Genomic DNA, 22789 nt, shown 5'->3' on the forward strand with positions numbered 1-22789 from the left:
TTTTTAAAGATTAACAAATATAAATGCAATTATAAGGACTAACAAGAAGCATTGTCCATTTTGGGCTAATATACTTTATTATCGTATTACTTCTTAAGAAAAAATGGTAAACTATATAATACCGAACCATAGATCAATAAATAGATAATCTGAGTATTAAGATTGAGGTGTAAAAGATTAAAAGCAATTATAATTATTACAAGGTTAATCCCTGAAATCATAAGCGTTGTAACCAAATGACTATATCCTTTATCTATGAATCTATGGTGAATGTGATTTCGATCTGCTTTAAACGGACTCTTTTTATGAATAAAAACTCTAACAAAAAATATACGTAAGGTATCCATTAATGGATAGTATAGTAACGCTAAAGCCAAAGCTGGCGAAGCTCTGTAGTAACTTGATGTTTCATCAATCTGAGCCATATTTATGAAACTAATTGTAAATATCGCTATCAAGTAACCAACAATCATGGACCCCGTATCACCCATGAAAATTTTATTTTTATCAGAAAAATTGAGTCTTAAAAAAGCCACCAAGGACCCACCTAAGGCCGCCGAAATTGTGGCAAGGCTAAGCGCTCCGTTTCTCACAAATAAAATTGCAAATACAATAGATACAGATAGGGCTATGGTGCCAGCTAATCCGTCAACTCCATCAATAAGATTAAAGGCATTGATAATAAGAATATAAACGAATAAAGTAAAGCCAATAGAAATCCAATATGGTAACATATCGACATCAAGAATTTTTGAAAATCCTATTATTCTTGTATCTGTAAATACTATTAAAAGAAGTGCTGCAAATAATTGTCCGATAAATTTTTTCCTAGCAGATAAAACTGTTAGATCGTCTTTCAAACCGAGGAAAAATAATATAGTTAAACCGCCCATAACCAACAGCAAAACTTTGGTGTTCAAAAATGCCCCAACAAGGGTCATGAGAACAATTAAGCTCAAAAATATCCCAATGCCTCCAAGGGTCGGAACTTTATTAGAGTGTAAACTTCTACTGTCGGGCTCGTCAACAAGTTGTTTTGTTTTCGCTATATATAGTATGGTAGGAAATGACTGGTAAGCAATAAAAAACGCTAGTACAAAAGCGGCGACCATCCAAACGACAACATTATTTTCAGGAGCAAAATTTTCGAGTAATGTTTTAATCATATAATCTGATATTCAAACATCTTAGGGGTTTAGTAAGGTACAAATTTCTGAACAAAGTTCGACAAGTCCTAACAAAATCTAATGTTTGATTTAATTCGCAATAAGTTTCAAAATATGTGAGACAATCCGTTGTGCTGTTTTACCATCCCAAAGAGGTATGGTTTTAGTTTGTTTCCATTCACCTGCAAATAATTTTTCTAAATATGGTTTTATTGATTTTGGATCTGTTCCGACCAGTTCATTCGTTCCTAATGAAATAGTTTCAGGGCGTTCGGTATTATCTCGCATTGTCATGCATGGCACATTCAATATTGAGGCTTCTTCAGTAATACCTCCAGAATCTGTAATCACAGCTCTAGCCTTTTCAACTAAATAGTTAAATTCGAGATAACCCAATGGTGCAATTGTGTGTAACCTAGGATGCGTAATCTCTAGGCGTTCTAAGATTTTGGCTGTTCTAGGATGAACAGGAAATATCAATGGTAATTCTCTGGTATGATGAATAATTTCATCTATCATTGCCTTTAATTGACTTTCTTCGTCAACATTGGCAGGACGATGAAGTGTCATTACAATGTACTCCTTCGGACGAAGATCTAATTGACTCCAAATTGAGGGTTGTTTAAAATTAGCTCTTTGTTTCAGTAGGGTATCAATCATGGTGTTACCGACATAAAAGATCTGATCTTCCGCTTTACCTTCCTTCAAAAGATTAGAATTGGCTAATTCAGAAGTTGTAAAGAAATAATCGGTTATACTATCTGTTACTAATCTATTGATCTCTTCGGGCATACTCCAGTCATGTGATCTTATACCACCTTCAACATGGGCCACTTTAATGTGTAATTTCTGAGCTACCAATGCGCACGCCATTGTTGAAGTTACGTCACCAACAACTAAAACTAGATCTGCCGGATTAGCCAGGAGTTCTCTTTCAAAATGGATTAGAATGGCCGCTGTTTGCTCGGCCTGCGTACCGCCACTACACTCTAGATTGACATGTGGCTCGGGTATATTAAGTTGTTCAAAAAAGCTACCCGACATATTTTTATCATAATGCTGACCAGTATGTACTAATCTATAATCTAATCTTTCACCTTTGGATTTGGCGGCATCAATGGCATGTATTATCGGAGCAATTTTCATAAAATTTGGTCGTGCTCCTGCTATTATGGTAATTCTAAAACTCATTATTGTTCAACATCATTAACTTAAAATACAGAATAATTTCCTTCAATTAGTAGCTTTGCATAAGTTTACAAACAACTTTTGTTAAATAGCTTATAGCTCAACATTTCAAAAATAAACTTTGGTGTTGATACTAAGTTTCGTTCTGCTAATCTTCTTGGCTCCTTTAAAAAACGTGGCAGCCATTCTAGTCCCATTTTTATCCAAATCTTATTTGGTCGTTTTACATTTCCGGCATAAAAATCAAAAACAGCACCGATGGAACAGATGACTTTTGCATCTAGATTCTGTTTAAAACTATAAACCCATTTTTCTTGTTTGGGCGCAGTCATTCCAACGAACAACACATCGGGCTTGTGCTGATTTACCATGGCACACATTTTTGCACTATCCTCTTGAGTAAAACTTGGTTTATAAGGTGGCGAATAGGTGTTCAGCGTAATATTAGGATATTCTTTGCTGGCCTTTGCTTTGATCATCTCAAGTGTCTTTTCTGAAGCACCTAGAAAGAAACAAGAGCCATTATTTTCATTCAATATCTGCATAAGATGTAAAAAAACATCGTAGCCAGCAATTTTCTTAATCGATTTTCCTTTGAGAAATTTTGATGCTAAGACTATACCCACACCGTCCGGCAGTAAATAATCGCTATGATGCAATGCTTCATTGAATAATTCATCTTTTCTCGAAATACAATAGGAATGTGGATTTATAGTATTAACAATCTGTTTTTGATCATTGATACTTAAATTTTCAATAGTGGCGTTTACATTAAAGCCAAAAATTTCAACCTGATGTTTTCCTTTGTCTATCGCTTTATCCATGTTTCTATCAACTCTGATTTTTGGTCTTCGTAAAAAGTTTTGAAATATCGTGTCCCGTATAAATTTTCTAGAATTTGCTTATCTAATTTTATGGTGTTCTTAATCGCTTTATAGGCCTTGTTATAATACTTTTCACCACCATCATTCACCGTAATTAATTCGATACTATCCTGATTATTATAAAGTTTAGAAATCGCTTCATCCCAACTGTCATTTAGGGTTTCCATTTTTAAGATCAGTAAATTTAGATTTTCTTTTCTCTCAACAACATAATTGTTTTTTTCGATTTCATTTTTGTGATATATCGAAAATCCGTGAGGTCCAATGAGCTCTTGCTCTATCCATTTATCCTCCTCATCTATTATGCTATTAAAATAATCGTTATTTAGCACTTGACTAGCTTTATTTACATCGAATTGTAACCCTTTAAGATCAACTTCATTTTTGAATTGATCTAAGTTTTGAAAAAATGATGAAAGCTTGCGTTGCAGTGGTTCACGAAAAACTGTAATGAAATAGATATCTTCATCTACTTTCTTAAATAATCTATTTAGAATCTTGCTTGTAATAAGGTGTAGTGGAACGGATTTTCTACTCGAGTTTTTATGCTGTTCCCAAGAGGATTTAATTCCTTCTTCTGAAATATAATGAATGTGAAAAACTCGACTTGTTAGTTGTTCTTTAATACTGTAGTATACCGAGGACGACCCAACTTTACCAATTGTTAAAACAATAAATAGTGGTTGAGACTTACTTTTAATAAACAACTTATAATACACCGAAATATATTCAACCAAGTAAACCGGATAGAATAGCCATCTAGCGATCCATCGTCTTAGTAATATTCCTGTATTTGTATTTCTAAAGTGCACTATTTTTATCGTTTATCGTCTTATACACTTCTAACATATTCGTTTCAAATACTTCCATAGTAAAATAGTTATAGAAGTCTTCATATGCTTGCTTTGAAATCTGTTGCCTAAGCGCCTTATTTTCTGCTAATTCTGTCATTGCCTTTTCTAAGGACTCGATACTTTGTTTATCTACGATCAGTCCGTTTTTCCTGTCCTGGATCATGTCACTAATCGCCCCTTCATTTGTTGTGATAATAGGCAATTTCATTTGCATAGCTTCTAAAATTACACCAGGAAAAATCTCATTATAGTAGTAAGTAGGAAAGACAAAAATATCTGCATTATTGAGAGCTTCAAATTTTTGATTACCGTATAAAGGTCCTTTAACATCGACCTTGTCTTCAATCTTATGACTTTTACAGAAATCATTAATTACATCAAATCCAATGTCGCCTTCATCACCAACTACTGTTGCGGAAACCTGATATCCTTTATCACTAAGCTTCTTTAAGGCTTCGAGAAACTCCATAATACCTTTTGATTTTCTTAAATGAGAAAGATAAATAAAATTCAAACTTTGGGTCTCCGCCTTCTCTTCGACCTTCACTTCGGAAACTTTTATCCCGTTAGGAACAATATATAACTGAGAATCGTTTATGAAATCAATGATATCTAATGAAATACTTTTGCTCAAGCAAATCACCGAGCTGTTTTTAAAAACCCATTTGTAAATTATCTTAAGAAATTTATTCTTGCTATATACCTTAACTCCCTTATTTCTTAAGTGATATAAGAGTTTTACATTAAATAATCTTAAAATGAAAATTATAATGGCATCTCTGGTTATGCCTAGAGGTCTTACAGAGATTGTATAATATGCGAATGAGAATTTATTTTGAAATAGCAACTTAATCAAGCGAAATACAAAACTCAGAAAAAGAAAAAATTTCTTAAATGAAGTTTTTCCAAGCTCCTTTATCGTTTTTGAAAAGCTTAATGGAAGAATAATTAGGTCGAAATTTTCATTAATTATTTCACTTTCCGCTACAGATAAATTCCGTTGAGATGCACCATGAACAGGTGGTGGTAGTTGGGCTAAAAATAATATTTTAGGTTTTTGCTTATCGTCTTGCATTTAAATAAAGTCTCTGATAACAAATTGAAAAAAAAGTAAGAATAAGAAGAAATGTCAATGATTCGGGGTAAATATGTTCGCCAATATACCCCTTACTTCCGCCATTTACAAATGCTGCTGCTAATCCACCTATAAAGCCAAGATATGATGGTAATTTTTGACTTAGGTACTTGAATAACTCTCTAATCAACATAATAAAGCCAATAAAAAATACTAGGATTCCCAACAAGCCCATTCCGCCTAAAATAGAAATGAGAAAAAAGTGTGTATTGGTGGTATAAAACTCAGCACTACGCGCAATAATATCGAACCCCCAACCTAGGAACGGCTTTTCATAAATCATATCTAAATACATTTCCCACAGCCTCGTACGTCCATTTAATCCTTCTATTTCTTCAGCATCCTTGTTAATTAATATGATTTCCTGTATGGCATCTGCATTAATAACCCCTATAACAATTACGGCAGCAACCAAAAGAATAATAAATATAAAGGTCTTACTTTTTTTGGGCGATAGTGTCATTATGATCAAGACTGCCGTCAGAAAGGATAAAAATGAGCCCAAACTCGTTCCTAAAATGGTTAGAAATAAACCAAAAGCTAAATATCGTTTAAGTAGCTTTCTACGGTTTTTATACCATTCTGGTTCCATTAGACCACCAAAACAATAAGATGCAAGAATAGCGCCGGTAATGGTATAACTGTTATTATGAAGTCCTGCTAAGGATAGTGAATCTCTTCTTAGTAATAAACCTACAAAACTCAAAGCACCTATGATCAATACTATTTTAAGAAATAGTTTTTCAATTTGCATATAATCATAACTATTGTAATTAAGAATAGTTATACAGGCCATAAATAGTATAAACGCCTCAAAGGCTCGATAAGAGGAATAAAATAGATTTTCAGACCAAATCCCTGAAATAATACCTAATATAAAAAGAGCAATAAAGAAATTGATGGATTGATTTTTCAGTCTAATGATAAGACTCTTATATTTCAATAATAGAACCGCTAGCATTATCACACTACCAATCTGAATCAGATTATAAAAATCAAGACTTGTATAAGTGCTTGAATCTCTGGTTCTGATAAGCAGCGTAATTCTGAATACAAAAACAAGGACTAAAAACAATAATGCATAGACCCTAAGCTTGTATTTTTTGCTGAGATTATTCATTTAGGAGCGCATTTTTAACTTGACTAATCCAATTTTCTAATGAAATTTCTTGGCTTTTCTTTTTTGCTTCATCACAATACTGGTGAAGTAAAGTTTGATCTTGTAATAATTCCTCTAACAACTTCAAGTTTGCCTCAGTGGTATCCTGAGGAAGAATTAAACCATTAATTTGATTATTAATATAACTAATTTCTGGCCCATGATTTTTAGACTCGAGCGTTATGTATGGTCTACCATAAGCAAAAGCGTGGTTTATTGATAGTCCGGAGTCGCCCGGTAAAAATACGAAACTTGCCTTTTTTAAAATTGGTGCAATTTCATGTTCTTCAATTAATGCTCCGTGCCAAATAATATTGGTATTCGCGGCTGCAGCTTGCTTCACCACTTCTTGGTCTGGGCCTTCTCCAACGACATCTAGAACCAATTCTTCATCTGGCAAGCTTTTCTGAAGCAATTCGAAATAAGAAATTGCAATGTTCACTTTTTTAGAAGGAATTAAACGACCAATAAAAACGATATGCTTTGGCTTTTTTAGAGGATAATCAAAACTGTAGTTTTTATCTACCTCGGAGGTATCTATTGTATTGTTTGCCCAATAAGCCTTAGACTCATCAATATATCCTTGTTCTACGGCTAAATTGTGGCTTTGTTCAGTATAAAAGATGACACGATCAAAGTTTCTAAAGAAGAATTTTGTAATCACTAAATCAAAATAGGTGACTTTACCACCACCAGATTTGGTTAAAGGATGACAATAGGTAAACAACTTAACATTCTTGCCCTTCTTTTTGGCTAATGACCTAAGTCTCAATAGAGATATGAAAAGCAATAAATTCTTCTTTTCAGCAGAAATTAGTATCCAATCAAATTCGTTAAACCTTTTCTTAATGGTCTTTGCTGCTTTACGGGAAAATCCAAACTTTTTCTTCGAAACCGGAATTTGTTGGTATTTAAAAGACCAGTCTTTCTGAAGTGTTTTATCGCCAAAACCTGTTCTACCGGTGCCGCTTAGCAAATGTAAATCAATATCTGACTCCTTAGCTAGATGATTTAAAAATCGAGCTTTGTAGTGATTAAAATTGGGCGTTAACCAAAGTACTTTTACCATTTCTTTCAATACTAAAATTTGATTAGAACCATCGTTTATACCAATTCATTAAGAAATAAATTGTCCAGATATTATTAGTGTATTCCTCTTTGCCTTGTTTTAAGAGTTCTAGCTGTTCATTGACCGTTTTACTATTAAAAAAACCTGTGTCATTATTGAACTGTTTGATGTTGTCTTTTACGGTGTGATAAATAGTTTCATTGGCCCATTCTTTAATTGGTAAACAGAAGCCCATCTTCTTTCTGTACAATATATCGTGAGGTAATATGCGTTCAAGGGATTTTTTCAGGATATATTTATTTATGCCATTTTTGATTTTATATTCACCCGGAATTGCCAAGGCTAGATGTACCATTTCATGATTCAAAAAGGGACTACGTGCTTCAATAGAATTAGCCATTCCAAGTCGATCCGCTCTAAATAAAAATCGTTCGGTAATAGCATTTCTGTAGCCTGAATAAGACAACCAATTTATATAATCAAATTTATTTCCATTTAAAAATTGCTCATAGTCCTTTTTAAGTTCCTTCACATAATTGTAAGAAGAATGGTTTCCTATACTAGTTTTAAACTGATCAGAGATGAGATCAGCTTTTATTCCTTCTTTAAACCCGCCAGCACCCGGCCAATAAAAATCTTGATTATTCGCAAGTCTATTCGCCATTTCGTGCATTGGTGCACCCTTATTGATCATTTTAGTCACCATAGGAATGATCTCTTTAAAGAAATGAGGTGCCTTTTCAATAATTTTAAAGTACTTATTTAATTTTACGTACCGCTCGTAACTACTATAACCACTGAATAATTCATCTGGTCCATCACCATTGAGAACCACTTTTATGTTTTCTTCACGAGCTAGTTTTGAAATAAAGTAGATGGGTATCGCTGTTGTGTCGGCCTGCGGCTCATCGTAGATCTCAGTGATCTTCGGAATAAAATCTAGTAGATCATTAGGCGTTACTGTTTTTACAAAATGATTTGTATTAAACATTTTTGAAACCTGCTCGGCATAGGTCAATTCATTATAATCTGGTTGCCCTTCAAAACCAACAGTAAATGTTTTAATTTCATGAGCAGTATTTTCTCGCATCAAAGCAACAATGGCAGAAGAATCCACACCACCACTTAAGAATGCACCCACGGGTACATCAGAAATCATCCGTGATGCTACTGATTCTTCTAACTTCGAATACACCATATCCGAGAGTTCTTTTTCTGAAGAAAATTCAAGCGAATTTTGAGTTAGATGCTGATATGGCTCATAGGTTTTAATACCCTTCTTATTCACTACCATATAATGCCCAGGAACAAACTTATGAATGTCCTTAAACATTGTCTTGGGTGTAAGAACATTATTAAAGGTCAGGAAGTCATAGAGTGCTTCTTCATCAAGTTCTTTTTTAATCCATGGTAATTCGAAGATGCCTTTTAATTCTGAAGAAAACACAAATTTACCACCCATGGTAGTGTAGTACAATGGCTTTTTTCCTGAACGATCTCTTGCTAAAATGAGTTCTTCTTTTACGCCATCCCAAATAGCAAATGCAAACATTCCGTTTAGCTTTTCGATGGCATTAATGCCTAGCTTTCCGTATAATTTTAAAATGGTTTCGGTATCTGAAGTAGAAAAGAATTTTTCATCATTCAGGTAGGATTTATTCAGAAATTGATAATTAAAAACCTCACCATTATATACAATGGTATTTCTATGATCTATCATCGGTTGGTGACCAGCATTAGAGAGGTCTAGTATGCTCAGTCTGGTTTGACCAATTCCTAAATTTTTTGCTTCGTTTAGCCACAATCCGCTATCATCTGGACCACGATGATTCAGTCTGGTGTTCATTTTGCTGATGGCACCAACTAAGTCTATTTCATTGTCTGAAAGCTCAAAAACTCCATTAATTCCACACATTACAAAACTTCTTTATATTCATTAAAATAGGCTTTTTCCATTCGTTCAGCAGCAAAATATTTTAGTTTTTCGTCATTCTCTTCATCCCACTCGAACTTCTTTTCTGAATAAAAAAGCATTCGATTCACCATGGCTGTTTTATGGTCACAAATATCGTTAGGATTAAACATTTCAATAATTTCACAAATACCACCACCGTCATTAAAAACAAGCACTGGTTTTTGCAATTTTAAGCATTCTACCGCAACTAAACCAAAGGGTTCATTTTGCGACGGGAACACAGCCACATCGAAAGCAGATTGAAAACTGGCCACCTCTTGTTGAAACCCTTTGAAAACGACGCTATCATCAATATTTAAATCCTTCGTCTGTTGGATTAAATTCTCCTTTTCAGGGCCGTCACCAACAATAATTAAGACGGCGTTTTGATGTGTTTTCTGAAAGATTGCGAATACGTCTATTAGTCGATCAATTCTTTTAAAGCCGGCTAATCGCGTTGATGTACCTACCACAAATTTACCTGAATATTCCTCCTTTAAATCATTGACCATTGAAGAATTGACCTTTCTGTCTAACAAAACGCCATTATATACTGTTTTAACACTTTTGCCCTTGTAAAAATGCGTCCTTAAATAGCCTTCAGTAAATTTAGAATTACAGCAAATTGAAACAGACTTATTTTTAAAAAATTGACGTCTTAACCAAAAGCTTAATTTATCTGATAAACTATGCTTTCTTCCGAAACCAAAATTTCCGTGTTCGGTATAAATAATTTTGCGTTTAGACCAAATTGCTGCTATTGCTACACTTAGGTGAAAACCGTGTAAATGAATGATATCTTGCTTTTTAAACAGACGATAGATCCTTCTAATCTTGAATGGATTAATATCAAAACCGGAATTAAGCTTCAAATCGAACAAAGAAACATTTAATCCTTCAAACTCTGCCTTAAATTCTCCTTTCAATTTTGCAATGGCAATGGAAGGACTAACCTCAGAATTTTTTTTCTGCTCAGTCACTAAATCATAAACCAAACGCTCTATGCCTCCAAATCCTAGACTAACAATGTAATGTATTACTTTCACCTGTAGATCTTTGTTTTGTTAGTGTATGGATAAACTTGTAGTTAGCGGAATAAAGTGCCTATATGATGTTTTATTCGCCATGACCAACTTTTTATAAAAGCTAAATCTATCTTCTATTATTGAGTCTTTTTCTGGTAATTTATAGGGTATTTTGTACGAGAACTTATTAAATCGAGTTTGGAGATTTATATACTTTCTCCCCAAAAAACTGAATATATTCGGAAGCACAAAACCTTTATGTTCTGCTATGAATTTGTCATTTTGAATTAGCCTGTAATCATGAGGTAATTTAATATCTAAACTTGGCAGATAGAAATCCTTATCAACCAGCTCTGATTCTAAAAATTGCCCTAATTCATTATGAAAATCTAGTATCAATTTTGAAAGATTTGCTTTATCTATTTCTTCCTCAAACCATGTTTTACGACATTCAATAACTTCTTTTACTATTTCGTAAAGTCGTCCTTCAGAAACGTTCAGAAGTTCTAGATCAAAAATTATAGCTCTGGCTTCTAACAAGAAAGATTTCAATTTTATGATGCCTAAAGTTACTTGAACATCGAGAGAAATAAACATCTTTATAAGATACTCAAAAGCAATTTGAGTATTAACTTCTTTGTGTGCAGGACCAATATTTTTATCGCTTAGTAAATCCTCACCATAAAGCAATTTCAAATTAGAAACTAAACCATAATTAAGAGCTTTGGTAAAACTCGCTTCTTCTATACCAAACAAATCATGAGTTAATATACTTCTTTCATTATCGCTTAAGGAACTTCTAAGATCTATATCTAAATTAGAATCCGTTTTAAATACGCAGATTATATCTAGATCTGAAATCCCAGGATCTCGCACTGAGCCCATCTGATACACACTTTTTACAGCTGCTTTATCTTTTAATTCGGCGACTAATTTCGTTTTTAGAACTTCGTATTTTTTAGGCTCTATATATTTTGGAGAATCTATAAATTTTAATCCCATTTGTTGTTTAGTTTGAACTTAAACTTCTTTTGGTTTTTTAATTAGAAAGACAAATCCAAAAGGGTATTCACCAAAATACTTTTTCAAACCTTTTTCCACAAAATTGATTTTAATTAGCAGAAAATACAGCAATGCCGGAATTTTCAGAATTGTTTTGAACAGAAAGTGTAGGGGTTTGATTTTTCTAATAGGTTTTATAAAAACACCGAAAACTTTAGTGAAAATATAGGTTAATACGCCTAAATTATCGCCTACGTAATCTAACTTTATGATCTCAAAACCATTGTCTTCAAACATTCGTTTCAGACAAAAATAAGTGTACCTATGAAAATCGTAAGGCTTTTCATGTTCCCACATAAAAAAAGGCACCGTACCAATAACATAGCCTTCAGGTACAACAATGCGTTTTATTTCTTGTAATGCTTCATGAGGTTTATAAATATGTTCTAACACCTCAGATAACACAACACATGAGAAGGCGTTATCTTCTACATCGACTTTTTGATTATCATCGATTGAAATTTCTGCCCTATTTGAATGCTTTAAATTTGTGACTTCATAGTCTGCTGAAACATAGGAATCGAAGTATTCGGTTAGCATTTTCCTATATGGCCCATCACCAGAACCATAATCTAAAATAGAGTCTCTTTTTTCAACATGTTTAAAATATTCGATAAACAATTTTGCTTTCAAAACCCGTGATATGGGATGGTGAAATACAGAATAATAATACTTCCCGTATTTGTGGCTTATAGCTAACATAATTTACTCTAGGTTAAAATCAAATTTGATGACTATTAATTGCAATATATTGAAAAGGTTAAGATTAAACATAACTAAATGTCTTTTCTTATTCTTTTGATAAATAGCATCAGATTTACATAAAATTCACTTGACAATTCTTGCTTTATACTTTCATTAATTTTTGGTGCATATAGACGGATTGCTTTTTTTCTAATACGCCAATTGGTAATACTTAAAAACCGCTTCTGAATTGGGTTTAAGGGATAGTTCCAATTCGTTCTTATTTTTGATGCCACTTTGATTGGCATCCATTCGTTTTCATTGAAGTTATCTTTTACAGCATTAAAGCTATCTTTTTTAAAAATACCACTATTGTTTTTCAATGAATAATATAGGCTCGGAATTAACATGATCTCACTTAAAAAACTCTTTAATTGGTAACTATTACTAGGCCTCCAATTTGATGATAATTGTTTCTCCAGCTTATCTATCAAACCAATTAAAGCATTGTTATAATTAACGGTGGACTTTATTTTCAAATCTAAAGTCAATTCGTCCTGTTGAGGATATATTAATTTTGAATGTTCAAGAATGGCACAAGGAAAATAATCTTCAGGATAATTTATTAAATCGCTCTCTAAAATCTGAAACCATCTATGATGCTGAAGTGGATCAAATTCAAAAATAAGCTTTAGTGATTTTCTCTCAAATTGTTTTAATTCTTCAGAATCGACGTAATTATCTTTCACAATTAATAATCCATCAAAATCGCTATAAGGAATAACTTCATCGGTAGCAATACTACCATGAATAATAACTGCATAAAACAAAAAGGAATACTCATTTACAATTAGATCGCTAATTTGAGAAACTATGAGTTCCTTGCCGTCATAGCGATTTAAAGTAATTCGCTTTATTGTTGAGACCTCATTCATAACCGAGCTTTAACATTGTATCTCCACAGATCTCATTAAACTTATGCTTATAATCGTCTGACCAATCTTCATATTTAGGCAACCTGTCTTCAACAAAACCTTTACCCTTATACTTAGCATAAAGAAAACGATACAGCTTAGATTTTGTCTTATTCTTTTTAACCTGAACTTCGTTCTGCCAAGACCCTTTATCCATGGTTAACCCGATCTTATCTAATAGATTGGTTTTGAAATAGTCGTAATCTGAAATGATTTTTTCAAAAAGAAGGATATCTAGACCTTCATTGATCAATAATTCTGTATCGGTTTTCCAATTCCAGCAAATTCGACTAAACTTATCTGCTTTGAGCCACCATTCTATTTCAGTTTCTGTTTTTGGTATAAAATGAACATTTCTCTCATCTCTTCGGGTGTATAATGATCTTACTACATCTTTGGGGTTTCTTACGAGATGAAATACTTTTTCTGTTTGAAAAACTTCACAAAGCTCATTAATACAATGTCTGTAACCACCATTAACCTCAACGAATTTAGACGCTGAAGAATTTTTACTTTCAATATCCTCTTTTAAAACTTTTAAATATGGTATGGAATAGGTTTTACCTAAATACCAACTTAATAACTGAAATTCTCTGGTTCGCTCATATTCATGATGAATCGTTGCTCCCTTACAGTTAGATAATAAATGTGATAAAAAAGTAGTTCCTGATCTTCCTACTCCAGTTACAAATGCATAATCTATATTGGTCATTTTTATACTTTTCAAATTAAATCTTGAGTTTGCCCAAAACTTTATCCCATGGTAAAATTTTCACCCCGACATACTTGTATACGTAAAAAACTCTCGTAAAATTCATTCCAACAATTAAGATCATAAAAGCAATGGCAGCACCTTCAATGCCCCAAATAGTTATAAATAAATAGTTAAGAATAAGATTTAAAACCATAAAAAAGGTATTTACCGAGAGTAACTTCTTTTCAAAGCCCGTCATAGTTAATATAGTTCCCACGGTACCTGTTGAAACATTAAAAAACTGCCCTATGGCCAAGAATACTAAAACCATATAACCTGCTTTGAACTCTGAACCCCAAATGGACAGAATAAATTCTCCAAATACGATGGATATAATTAAAATAAATAAAGCTGTAACTAACAATGCGCCAGTTAAATACTGAATTAGGGTTTGAAGTTCAACCTTCTTATTATCATTATATAAGACTGCAACTTTGGGTGCTACTGCAGAATGAGCGACATTCAATAGAAACCCAGAGATAATGGCCACTCTAGAAGCTACAGTATAAATACCAACTTCTTTAGCAGAACATAACCAGCCTATCATAATAATATCCACATTCTTATAAATAGTTTCGGTGACCGTAACTAATAAAATTGGAAACGCGGTCTTTAAAAGTTCTGAGGTCTTTTTTTCTCTTTTCTCAGTAGACTCGAAAAGTGTATTCCAATAAGCACCGATAACTAGCATGGAAATAAATCTTCCAGCAACATACGCAATGATGACATTAATAATATCAATTTCAATATTACAGATGTAATAAATCGCAAGGACTAAAAATGTAATAAAGGTATTTAAGGTCTGATCAACTAAACTCGCTTGCCATATTTTTCTAAATCCAGCTAAGCCAGATGAAAAAATTCGCGATAAAATTTGAAATGGAAAAACAATAAAACTAATAATGAGAACCTCTTCTAACTCAGGCACCTCAAAGAAATTATTAGCCAGCCACGGACTTAATAATATTAATACTACAGAAACAAAAGCAGATAATATTAAATTAAAAAAGTAAGCCGTTTTTAATGAGTCACCAATGCGCTTGTTATCACCAGCGCTAAATCCAATAGCAATCTCCTTGATGAGCACTTGTCGCATTCCAAACATGCAGACTACTAATAAAATTGCAACTATCCTATTGGAAAGGTTAATAACACCTAAGCCTTCGGCACCAAGCATTCTACCCAAAAAAACACTTATTAGAATAGAAAGAACCATACCTAAAACCTTAACCAAGGCTGTAGGTACAGATTTTTTAAAAACCTCAGATGTATTACTATCGAAGTTAAGACGGTTTTTTAATTTATTGAAGATTGGTGCGATTTTTTTTAAAGGCTCATAAAAACCCTAGTTAATGGTTACAAATCTAAAATTTTTAGATAATCTTAATAACCTATTATACTTAAATTCTACCCTACTTGTTAACACAAAAATTACGACGTAAGAAACTAACTACTTTTTTTAGTATATTTGCGCGAAATCAATCTTTTATAATCATTTCAGCTTCTAAAAAATTAATGATATTAATTTTTTGATTATGAAGACCAGACGAAAGTCTAAGCATAATAACCCACTCATTAGCAGAGCTTTAGAAGTTATTGCCGAGCTACTACCCTCTAATTTTTTAATCAATAATTATTTCTCACACTCAATTTACATTGGGTTGTGTGTAAGGAATCTTGCTATAAACAAACAAATTATAACAATTAACCAATGAAACTAAAAACATAAAATTGAAGTAAAAGACCGTTAATTAATTCTTGTGACTATTTCTTAACTAATGTGTCTTATTTACGATTAACCCTTAAATAATAACATTGAAGATTCTACATTTTATGAGTCCCCTAACTTAACCCTACGTTAAATCTCAAAAATCCATTTTCAGTGTTGTAGCCGCAGAATTAAAGAATTCTGGCGGAGGATGTTTTATATAGGTATATCAACCTTTATAGGCAACTTCCTGCAGTTCTTTTTCTGCTAAAAATTTTATGTAATAAAACAACACAGCTATGAACAAGATTTTCATGACCTTTGTATTAGCACTACTTTGTTTTAAAGGCATTAGCCAAACAACAATTTATACAGAGGATTTTACCAATCAAGTTGGTAAAGGCGCAATTGGCTCTAGTACAAGTAGCCCTACCATCGATCTTTCTGGTGTCGACTGGACTATCGACGTTAGCAACGCCACCCTTTCAGCAACAACAGATTATTTTAGTGTAGTTACTGTAAGCGGAAATCAATTACTAGAAGGTAGAGACTTAGACGTAAGCGCAACATGGTTTTCACCAAATATTGATATTTCAGACTTCACAAATGTTGGCTTTACAATTAATGTTTCGGAATCTAATGGAACAGGTGGAAATAACCTGGAAAGCACAGATACTGTTCTCATTGAATATCGAATAGATTCGGGAACTTGGACTACGGCCTCAACCAACGGAAGTTTTTCAGACGATTATGATCTTACCGTAAGTAGTGAGACTGGATTATTAGGCTCAAACTTAGAAATACGAGTAACCATGACCAACAATGGTGGTGGTGAACGTCAACGAATAGATGACATTGAAGTTACAGGTACTCGTGATTGTAATGTTGCGTATAGTCTACCTTTTAATGAAGGGTTTGAAGGAGGCGTCTTCCCTCCTGAATGCTGGCAAAGTTACAGAGGAAGTAACGGTTTAGGAACAGTCAATGACTGGACTACCTCAACGCTCGTCTCTAACTCTGGTACAACATCGGCCTTTGTAGAGTTTGAAGTTGTTTCTGGCGGAAATGCACAAGATTGGCTGGTAACGCCTGCTATTGATCTTGGTACCGCTCAAACCCAGCTACGATTTTTTGCAAGAGAGCAGTTTACAATAGATTTCAATACTGAATATTCGATACGAATTTCGCAAACATCTGCTACAGATATTTCAAGTTTTACAACTATTCAAACTTATAACGAATCTCAACTCGGTAATACTTACAATGAAAAAACAGTAGATTTATCAGCCTACAGTGGTGTGGTTTACATTGCCTTTGTAATGGAACAAAATGACGGTGACAATTGGTTTCTAGACGATGTTTCAGTAGTTGAACTTCCTGCTTGTACAATTCCAGACGAAGTTTCAAACGTGACAGTAGGATTTGACGATTCTGTTGTTAACTTGAACTGGGCACTCGGCTCTTGTTATGATGATATTCTAGTGGTAGCTAAAGAAGGAAGTCCAGTGACCACAACACCAACAGGAGATGGAAGCTCATATACAGCAGATTCAATTTTTGGTAATGGTACCGAAATCGCTACTGATGAATTCGTAGTATTCAATAGTATTGGTAGTAATGTGGATATTAGTAATGTTTCTGTGGGGAATACTTATCATTTTTCAATTTTTACCAGAAAGGGGACAACTTGGAGTACGGGAGTTCCAATTAGCATTACCTTAGATTATTGCACCGTTTCTGGCGACACTGCCTTTGCTACGGCAATTACATTGGTAGATTTTGGGGATATCAACAATATCACTGGTCAAGGTTCTGGATACGACGATTTTACGGCACAATCCACGAGTATTGAAAGAGGTGAATCTGAAGACTTAACCGTTAATCTTAATACAGATGGTGATTTTAGAGTGTACAGCTATGCTTGGATTGATTGGAACGCCGACGGAGATTTTGATGATGCTGGTGAAACTTATGACCTAGGCGAATCTGAAAATACCCCAGATGGCCCAACCTCTAATAGTGCTTTAACGATTACAGCTCCTGTTGATGCCGTTATTGGAGATACGAGATTGCGTGTACTTTGCCAGTATTTCGCTACAACAATTCCTACAAATGGTCCATGTGATGGATCAACTGATGGTGAAATTGAAGATTATACCATCACTGTTTTACCAGGGATCACTTATGTATACGACGATGGATGGTCACCTGCCGATCCAAATGGTGTTGCTACATTGGCAAACCCTATTCAGGTAATACGTGGGAATGCGGTTATTTCAACCTCAACCCAATGTGAAAGTGTTGTTGTAGATCCGGCTGCAAGTTTAACGGTCAATACCGGAGTTACTTTAGACATTGCTAATAGTCTAGACTTAGAATCAACAAGCATTGCTTTTTCAAGTTTAATTCTCGACGGCACAATTAATGGTACAATTAATTACCTAAGACATGTCAACTCCGCAAGCGGAAGTGGAACAACAACAGGTAATAACGATCTTATTAGTCCACCGTTACAAGGGCAGACTTTTGGAGAATTTACAAGTGCTAATCCCAACATTTTATCGGGTACAATTGGGGGTAGTCCTGCGTTTTTATTTGGCACTTTTGATTCGGCGACAAGTACGTATTTGAATTTTACTCCAGCAAATAACCCAGATCCATTAGCCACCGGAATTGGTTATCGCACTGGCTCAACAGATAACGGCACTTATACCTTCACAGGTACCGTTGAAACGGGTGATGTAGAAATTAGTGTAACGAATGGAGGCGCTTCCAATTGGAATTTAATAGGAAACCCTTATCCGAGTTATATCAATGTTCAGTCAATATTAAATGAAACCACTAACCGAAATCGTTTTGATGAAAATGCAGTCGGAATTTATGGATATGACGGCTCAGCAACCGATGGATGGACCATCTATAATTTAGCCAATACTGATGGTTCTACTATAATTGCACCAGGGCAAGGCTTTTTTATTGATGCCGAAACATCAGGTACATTTAGATTTACTCCTAGTATGCGAATGACAGGCACTTCAGATGATTTTATTTTAGGCAGAAACAGTCAGCCACTCACCTTTTTGAAACTTCAAATAAATGATGGGTCTAATAATTTTCATACCGACTTTTATTTTAACGACAATGCAAGTCTAGCTTTAGATGAAGGTTATGACGCTTCAGTTTGGAATAGCACTCCTGCCAGTTTCTCTGTTCACTCTTATTTAGTTGAAAATGATAATGGCAGAGCTATGGCAATTCAGGCTTTACACAGTAATGATGTTTCAGACGTTACAATTCCTTTAGGAATAAATGTAAATCCAAATCAAACTGTAGTGTTTAGCATTCAGGAATCTACCTTGCCAAATGACGTTAATGTTTACTTGGAAGATGTAGTGACCGAAACGACAACGTTGTTGAATGATGAAAATTATGAAGTGGTATTAGATAGTCCTACTATTGAAAAAGGAAGATTTTATCTAAGGTTTGTCAATCAAACGTTGAGTGTTAATGAAAACACCATGAATGCATTGCAAATTTTCACAGATCAACAGCAACGTTCCTTGACCGTTAAAGGCCAACTTCAAAGTGAAGCGCAACTCAAACTATATGACCTTCAAGGTAGAGTTGTAAATATTTTTACTTTAAAGGAGGATACCACGCTTCAAACATTTGATATTTCAGAATTACCATCTGGTATATATGTTGCAGACATTCAGAATCAAAATGCACGTAAAACGCAGAAGATTATTCTGCGATAACATCAGCACCTTATATTTAGTGACAAAAAAGGTATTCCTTAACAAGAATACCTTTTTTATTTGTCCTATTACTAATTCGTAATTAATGAATTAGTTGATTGACGTAAATATTAGATTTTTAACGCATTGTTAATATTTAAATAGTTGGCAAGTGTTTTGTTTTGCTATATTTGTCTTCCCCCCTTTTAATAGCATAACCTACGTTGTAATAATTTTAGAAAATACTTTAACTACAATATGAAACATTTCTATTCTTTTTTAATGATTTTGTTTTTGACATTTATTTTTAGTTCTGCAGGAATGTCACAAACTGTAATATTTGATGCGGATTTTTCAAATAACGGTGATGGATTTCCAGATCATACATCATCCTCTCCTCCTGCATCAGGACCGGCCTCAGTGGGACCTTTTGGGACAGCCCCAAATGCTTGGACTTTATCATATACATCAACTCCGCTTACTGATGGAACCGCCAATAGTTTTAAAGTAGTTAGTGGTGAATTACAGAGTGATGATTGGGGTGGACAAGGAATTTTTACAAGTCAGACAATAGATGTTTCTGGAGTTTCTACAGTTGACATTTCAGCAACAGGTGTTAATTCTGGTGCCAATGATGACGATTTTACATATTTCTACATATTAGATGGTGGAAGTAGGGTAGAAACCGTCATTGGAGTAACCAACAATGGAGATCCTATAAATTATTCCATTATGGGCTTAGATGTTTCTGGAGCAACAACATTAGAAGTAGGATTTGAATTTAGTGAAAATGGTAGTGGAGATGGATATGACGTAAGTGAGTTTACCGTAACCGATACCGGTGGTGGTGGCGCAACCACAAGTGTCCAATTCACCTCAACTTCAGCTTCTGTTTTAGAAAGTGTAGGAACAGTAGATTTAACTTTAGCCATCACGGATGAGGATGGCTCAAATGCAACGACATGCGATGTTGTAATTATTTCTGGTGATGCAGCGGATGTTGATAGTTATACAACCCAAATGGTAACCTTCCCAGCCGGAAGTTCTGCCAATCAAACAGTTACAATAACCGTAACCGATGATAGTATTTTTGAAGGTGATGAAACTATTTCTTTCGAAATACAAAATGTTGCTGGTGGCAATAGTGCTGCCGCTGGAACTGATGATCAGTTTGATTTGACTATCGAAGACAACGACCCCGATCCATCAATAACTATTTTCATTGAAGATTTTGATGGTACTTTTCCAAATTGGAGTAATGACATTGAATCACAGCTTTTTGTTGATCCAACAACACCTTCTGAAGGATTATTTATTCAGGCGGCCTCTTCAAATAATGCTAATTTTTCAGGAAATACTGCCTTTGGACGTGATTTGGATGGAGAATCCGGAGAACCATCTTTATCCCCATACACTTTTACATTCTCTTCAGTAGACGTTTCAGACTACACTTCAATAATGGTAAGTTTCGATTATCATGCATTTGCGAATGCTGAAACTGGTGATTATGAAATAGTAATCGATGGTGTAGGACAAGGATCTGTAGAATATTTTAATGACCCTGATACTTCACCTGGTGTGAATGGTACAATAACGATTCCTGTAGCAAATGGCACTAGCACTGTTGGTCTTATTTTAACTGGAACCCTAAATGGTGGAAGTGACGTTATTGAATTTGATAATTTTAAAATAACAGGAATATTTTCTGGTCTAACTTACTCTGGAGGTTCTTGGTCGCCAAGTGCTCCTGATGGTTCTACTGGTGCTTCTGATGCCATTATTGTAGATGGTACAGCTGTTTTTGCTGCAGATGCCTCCTTAAATGATGTATCTGTTTATCCTGGTGCTGCTTTACAAGTAGATACAGCAGTAACTTTAACCGCTAGTAGTGTTACTTTAGAATCAGAATCTGATAGTTACTCTAGCTTAATCTTAGACGGTACCATTACTGGAACTGTAAATTACAATAGATCAGTAAATTCGTTTACTGATGATGCAACCAATAACGATAACGATTTGATATCTGCACCTTTAACTGGGCAAGCATTTAGTTTATTTGATGGTGCAAATACAAATTTATTAGCCTCCACGACGGTTACGACTTTAAGAGCTTTTGCAACATTCAACAACGATACTGGAGCATATGATAACTTTGACACTACCACTAACGCTGGTACAACATTAGACGCCGCAACTGGTTATAGAACAGCAACGACAGATGGTGGCACATTAACCTTTACGGGAACTGTAAACACAGGTGATGTCGATAAAAATATTACAATTGGTACAGATGCTACTTTTTCAGAATGGAATTTAATTGGAAACCCTTATCCTTCATATGTTGACATACAAGCTTTCTTAGAACACGAAGTAACCACTGGGATTACTAATTTTGACCTTTTAGAAGCTGGATCTGGGATTTATGGTTATGATGGAGATGCCTCTGATGGATGGACAGTGATCACCTTGGCAAATGATGATGGTGAATTCTTTGCACCTGGACAAGGATTCTTCGTTGCTGCAAACGGAACGGGAACATTAATCGCTGACCACGACATCGAATTTAGAGCATCTATGAGAGCCGCTGGCACCTCTGATGATTTCATAATTGGTAGAAATAGTAGCCCATTGACATTCCTTAAATTAAATGCTTCAACTATTGATAAAAATTACAGAACTGAGTTTTACTTTAATGAAAATGCAAGTCAAGGACTAGATCAAGGTTACGATGCAAAATTATGGGGTGGATCTGCTCCAGAATTTGCACTTTACTCTCATTTGGTTCAAAATAATACAGGTTTACCAATGGCTTTACAAGCTTTAAGCGACACTGATTATAATGATGTAATCATTCCTTTAGGTGTTAATGCTAATGCCGGTGAAGAATTAACCTTCAGTATTACTGAAAACACTTTACCAAGTGATATTAACGTCTACTTAGAAGATAATGTAACCAATACTTTTACACTACTTAATGACAGTGATTATATTTTCACACCACTAAATAGTTTGAATGGTACAGGTCGTTTCTATCTTAGATTCTCAGCAAATGTTCTGTCAATTGATGATAGCGATCTAACTGATATCAGTATTTATAACGATGGTGACAGAGCCATTGTCATTGCTGGTGAATTGCTTCAGCCTACTACAGCCAAAATGTATGATTTACAAGGCCGTGTAGTAATGACAAAAACTTTAGATATTACTAGTAGAGAACAACGTATTGAAACGAACCAGTTTAGCTCTGGAGTCTATATTATCCAACTGAACAATGAAATTCAAAGTATTTCACAAAAGATCATAATACGCTAAATAGTAGTGATTTAAAGAGTTTGAAAAAACGTATTCTTGTTCAGAATACGTTTTTTTTATATCTTTAGGTAATCCCTTAAATGTTTCAATCCTAGAATAATTAATTAATTCTCAAACATTTGCA

Annotated in this window: 16 protein-coding genes; 2 read left to right on the plus strand and 14 right to left on the minus strand. The window is 34.3% G+C overall.

Translation table 11 applies throughout. The annotated features are described in order from the left end of the window. Positions 1 to 86: 86 nt before the first annotated feature. From DDY94_RS00760 to DDY94_RS00825, 14 genes are all read right to left on the minus strand, one after another. Complete coding sequence (locus DDY94_RS00760) at positions 87 to 1166, minus strand: MraY family glycosyltransferase (protein WP_111682119.1); 1080 nt, start codon at positions 1164 to 1166, stop codon at positions 87 to 89. 90 nt (positions 1167 to 1256) lie between these two features. Further along, complete coding sequence (gene wecB, locus DDY94_RS00765; RefSeq protein ID WP_111682120.1) at positions 1257 to 2357, minus strand: non-hydrolyzing UDP-N-acetylglucosamine 2-epimerase; 1101 nt, start codon at positions 2355 to 2357, stop codon at positions 1257 to 1259. A gap of 65 nt (positions 2358 to 2422) precedes the next feature. Continuing rightward, complete coding sequence (locus DDY94_RS00770; RefSeq protein ID WP_111682121.1) at positions 2423 to 3178, minus strand: WecB/TagA/CpsF family glycosyltransferase; 756 nt, start codon at positions 3176 to 3178, stop codon at positions 2423 to 2425. Next, a complete protein-coding gene (locus tag DDY94_RS00775) occupies positions 3163 to 4050 on the minus strand; it encodes a putative capsular polysaccharide synthesis family protein (protein WP_157957205.1) in 888 nt (295 codons plus the stop codon). Before DDY94_RS00775 ends, DDY94_RS00770 begins: the two co-directional genes overlap by 16 nt. Then, complete coding sequence (locus DDY94_RS00780) at positions 4040 to 5167, minus strand: glycosyltransferase family 4 protein (protein ID WP_111682123.1); 1128 nt, start codon at positions 5165 to 5167, stop codon at positions 4040 to 4042. Before DDY94_RS00780 ends, DDY94_RS00775 begins: the two co-directional genes overlap by 11 nt. Next, positions 5154 to 6347: an O-antigen ligase family protein gene (locus DDY94_RS00785; protein WP_111682124.1), complete on the minus strand. Its 1194-nt coding sequence runs from the start codon at positions 6345 to 6347 to the stop codon at positions 5154 to 5156. The genes DDY94_RS00780 and DDY94_RS00785 overlap by 14 nt, the downstream gene beginning before the upstream one ends. Continuing rightward, entirely contained in the window at positions 6340 to 7455 is a 1116-nt protein-coding gene (locus DDY94_RS00790) for a glycosyltransferase family 4 protein (RefSeq protein ID WP_111682125.1), read from the minus strand. Before DDY94_RS00790 ends, DDY94_RS00785 begins: the two co-directional genes overlap by 8 nt. 22 nt (positions 7456 to 7477) lie before the next feature. Then, positions 7478 to 9370 carry an asparagine synthase (glutamine-hydrolyzing) gene (gene asnB, locus DDY94_RS00795; RefSeq protein WP_111682126.1) on the minus strand — a complete coding sequence of 631 codons (1893 nt, stop codon included), beginning with the start codon at positions 9368 to 9370 and terminating at the stop codon, positions 7478 to 7480. After that, positions 9370 to 10455, minus strand: a complete 1086-nt coding sequence (locus tag DDY94_RS00800; protein WP_111682127.1) for a glycosyltransferase — start codon at positions 10453 to 10455, stop codon at positions 9370 to 9372. Before DDY94_RS00800 ends, asnB begins: the two co-directional genes overlap by 1 nt. A gap of 18 nt (positions 10456 to 10473) precedes the next feature. After that, on the minus strand, positions 10474 to 11436 hold the full coding sequence (locus DDY94_RS00805) for a hypothetical protein (protein ID WP_111682128.1): 963 nt from the start codon (positions 11434 to 11436) through the stop codon (positions 10474 to 10476). Positions 11437 to 11454: 18 nt separating this feature from the next. Further along, positions 11455 to 12129 (minus strand): class I SAM-dependent methyltransferase, encoded by a 675-nt coding sequence (locus DDY94_RS00810; protein WP_157957207.1) that lies wholly within the window; start codon positions 12127 to 12129, stop codon positions 11455 to 11457. 143 nt (positions 12130 to 12272) lie between these two features. Next, the gene (locus DDY94_RS00815) at positions 12273 to 13115 is read right to left on the minus strand and encodes a nucleotidyltransferase family protein (RefSeq protein WP_111682130.1); all 843 of its coding nucleotides are present in this window, start codon (positions 13113 to 13115) and stop codon (positions 12273 to 12275) included. Further along, the gene (locus DDY94_RS00820) at positions 13108 to 13866 is read right to left on the minus strand and encodes a sulfotransferase domain-containing protein (RefSeq protein WP_111682131.1); all 759 of its coding nucleotides are present in this window, start codon (positions 13864 to 13866) and stop codon (positions 13108 to 13110) included. The genes DDY94_RS00815 and DDY94_RS00820 overlap by 8 nt, the downstream gene beginning before the upstream one ends. 16 nt (positions 13867 to 13882) lie before the next feature. Next, the gene (locus DDY94_RS00825; protein WP_317047171.1) at positions 13883 to 15229 is read right to left on the minus strand and encodes a flippase; all 1347 of its coding nucleotides are present in this window, start codon (positions 15227 to 15229) and stop codon (positions 13883 to 13885) included. Positions 15230 to 15915: 686 nt separating this feature from the next. Between DDY94_RS00825 and DDY94_RS00830 the strand changes: the two genes are divergently transcribed. Continuing rightward, on the plus strand, positions 15916 to 19374 hold the full coding sequence (locus DDY94_RS00830) for a T9SS-dependent choice-of-anchor J family protein (RefSeq protein ID WP_111682133.1): 3459 nt from the start codon (positions 15916 to 15918) through the stop codon (positions 19372 to 19374). Between the two features lie 300 nt (positions 19375 to 19674). Beyond that, positions 19675 to 22665, plus strand: coding sequence for a T9SS type A sorting domain-containing protein (locus DDY94_RS00835; protein ID WP_198658893.1), 2991 nt, complete (start codon positions 19675 to 19677; stop codon positions 22663 to 22665). Positions 22666 to 22789 lie beyond the last annotated feature (124 nt).

Origin of the sequence: Winogradskyella tangerina (assembly GCF_003260205.1) — a bacterium.
Taxonomy (GTDB): domain Bacteria; phylum Bacteroidota; class Bacteroidia; order Flavobacteriales; family Flavobacteriaceae; genus Winogradskyella; species Winogradskyella tangerina.